This is a genomic window from Actinomadura sp. KC345 (assembly GCF_004348515.1).
GTDB lineage: Bacteria > Actinomycetota > Actinomycetes > Streptosporangiales > Streptosporangiaceae > Spirillospora.
Genome location: NZ_SMKH01000508.1, coordinates 1 through 2,827, shown reverse-complemented (window position 1 = coordinate 2,827; position 2,827 = coordinate 1). Strand labels below are relative to the sequence as shown.

3 protein-coding genes are annotated in these 2,827 nt (G+C 75.1%); 1 reads left to right on the top strand and 2 read right to left on the bottom strand.

Annotation, left to right across the window (positions count from 1 at the left end):
- Positions 1–1,144 (bottom strand): sulfotransferase (locus E1281_RS38940; RefSeq protein ID WP_131884704.1); only part of this gene is annotated, 1,144 nt, incomplete at its 3' end.
- Entirely contained in the window at positions 1,141–2,232 is a 1,092-nt protein-coding gene (locus tag E1281_RS38935) for a DUF1214 domain-containing protein (protein ID WP_131884703.1), read from the bottom strand. The genes E1281_RS38940 and E1281_RS38935, both read right to left, overlap by 4 nt.
- Before the next feature lie 132 nt (positions 2,233–2,364).
- Between E1281_RS38935 and E1281_RS38930 the strand changes: the two genes are divergently transcribed.
- The coding region (locus E1281_RS38930) for a phosphotransferase (RefSeq protein WP_165959313.1) at positions 2,365–2,827 on the top strand (463 nt) is incomplete at its 3' end.

The window sequence follows — 2,827 nt, the reverse complement described above, 5'->3', positions numbered from 1 at the left end:
GGCGGGCGGCGTGGTAGCGCTCGATCATCCCGTCGACGTCGGCGGGGGCGTCGAGACCGGCGGCGTCGTAGATCCGCCGCAGGGAGTCCGGCGTCGCGGAGACGAGTTCGCGGTAGCGGACGTCGAGCAGCGTGGCGCGGGTCGCGGCGGGCGACCGCCGGAACGCGGCGGCGCGGCGCAGCCAGCGTTCGGTCTGGCCGGCCTGGAACCGGCCGACGTCCCGGGCGTCCACCTCGTCGCTGTAGGTGGAGCGGAAGACGGCGAACAGGCTGGCGCCGGACGCGACGGTCTCGACGATGTCGCGGTGCAGGTGCACGATGCACGCGCCCGGGAACGCGGTGGCGAGGTGGGAGAGTTCGGGTGTGTGGGCCGGCGCCTTGAGCACCCAGCGCCGTCCATCGCCCGCGTCGAGCGTCTGGAGTATCTCGCGGTAGCGGGCGTAGGAGGCGGCGAGGTCCTGTCCGGCGAGCCAGTCGGTGTAGCCGTCGAGCCGCATCGTGGAGCCGAATCCCCAGTTGCGGAAGTCGGTGCCCATGGCCAGGACGCATTCCTCGGGCAGTCGGGCGCCGGAGTCGTGGACGGCGGCCAGCGCGGGATTCAGGTGATGGAGGGCGTCGTGGGCTCCGGAGGCGGCGTCGATCATGTCCTCGCGCTCCCGTCCCGTCACTCCGGCGAAGCGCCACGGCGAGGCCAGTTCGGCGGGCAGCGGCGCGCGGAGCCGGGGGTCGGCGGCCAAGAGCCGGAACAGGAACGTCGTCCCCGTCCGCCACCCGCCCACGATGACGATCGGCGGGAGGAGCGGGCGCCCGGTGGTCTCCGGGTGCCCGGCCAGGTGGCGGCCCATCGAGATCCGCGCCCGCAGCCTGGCCATCGCGGTGCCGCGCGCCGTCCTGGCGCCGACGGCGTTCAGCCTCCCGTCCTCCTCGGCCGACCGGAGGTAGCGTTCGAGCCCGTCCCGCCACCGCGACGGGTCGCCGAGGAGTCCGCGGTCGCCGTCGTCACCGCGGGTGGCGCGGTCGACGAGCGCGTCGGTCTCGCCCGCGCCGAGGCGGTACCGCTCCGGCCGGGCGGCGCGGTCCTCCTCGGCGGCGGCGTACAGGGCGGCGGCCTCGGCGGTCCGCGGCGGGGACGTCCAGAGCGTCATGGCCGGCTCCGCAGGTCCGCGACCCGGCACCGCCGGACCGACGGCGGCTCGGGCGTCCGCTCCGGGTGGAGCCAGCGCAGGACGACGATGCCGAACGGCCGACCCTCGGTGTCCAGCCAGTCACCGGCGGCCGGGCCCGGGTCCTCGGCGGCGAGGACGAACCGGTAGCGTCCGCCGGCGACCGTCGCGGTGGCCCCCGTCCGGGACACCTGGCGGTGCCGGTGGTCGAGGGAGTTGAGGAAGCGGCTGTAGAGCAGGACGTTCCAGTAGCGGCAGGAAACCACGTCCCCTTCGAGGACGAGCGCCTCCCCCGGGCCGAGTTCCCACCCGCCCCGCAGATAGTGGATGCCGGGCTCGGTGAAGGCCGCTCCGCCGGACATCTCCGCCCAGTGGCGGATCTCGTTGGGCCGGGCCCGGTCGTCGGCGGCGGCCGTCGCGAAGGCCGCCGGGAGGAAGGATACGCCGCGGGCCAGCCGGTTCAGGTGGTGCTGGAAGCGGCCGGGGTCGATGGGCGGGGGCACGGGCCCGCCGGGACCGACCCGCTCGACGGTGCACCGGCTCTCGCGGCCGGCGGCCGCGTCCTCATGGAAGAAGCGCACCCACACCGCGGTCGTCCCCTCCGGGAGCGGCATCCAGTCGCCGTGTTCCGGCCGGTCCCCGCCCAGGACGACGGTGAAGTCCCCCGCTTCGCCGAACTCCATGTCGTCGCCGTCCAGGCGGGCGACGGCCTCCGCGCCCGCGGTCCCCGACCCGGCGTAGGCCGTGATCGAGACGTACACCGCCGACCCCCGGTCGCCGGTGATCCGGTAGCGCCGGCCGGGACGGACGTCGGCCACCCAGTACCGGAAGTCGGGGTTGTCCATGAAGAACTTCTGCCGCCAGCCGTTGAACGGCAGCAGCTCGGGCAGCTCCCGGTCGACCTCGAAGCGGGCGAGCTGGTTGTGCAGCCCGCGGACCAGGGCGCGGAAGCCGTCGGCGCGTTCGACCTCGTCCAGGCCGGCGGTGTCGTCCGCCAGCCGCCGCCCGGCCGCGCCGAGGGCGTCGACGAGCGCGTCCCATGCCCGGACCTCGGGCCTGTCGGTGTCCATATGCCCCCATCGCCGGAAGTCTGGTCACAACTGTCTCCAGATCTTAGGCCCGACCCCCTCCCGCGGAGGGCGGCGACTTGAAATGATCTCTGCGGATCGGTCGGACGCGAGGCATCTCTTGGGGGCGCGGTCATGGAGGCGCTGCGGCGCGGCGATCCCGTGCGGGTCGGGCCGTACGGGATCGAAGGACGGCTGGGCGAGGGCGGGATGGGCCAGGTGTTCCTCGGCACCTCACCGGGCGGACGGCAGGTGGCGGTCAAGGTGATCCGCGCCGAGCACGCCGCCGACCCGCGGTTCCGGGCCCGTTTCGCCCGCGAGGTGGACGCCGCGCGACGGGTGGGCGGGTTCCACACCGCGCAGGTGGTCGACGCCGATGCCGGCGCGGAGGCGCCGTGGATGGCGACCGCGTACGTACCGGGCCCGTCGCTGCGTGACCGCGTCGCGGGCGGCGGGCCGCTCGACCCGGGCGCGGTGCGGAGGCTGGGCGCGGCGCTCGCCGAGGGCCTGGCCGCGATCCACGCCTGCGGGCTCGTCCACCGCGACCTGAAGCCCGGCAACGTCATCATGTCGCCGGACGGCCCCCGCATCATCGACT

Coding starts and splice junctions, on each gene's coding strand:
- E1281_RS38935 (WP_131884703.1), bottom strand. CDS start 2,232: ATGGACACCGACAGGCCCGAGGTCCGGGCATGGGACGCGCTCGTCGAC.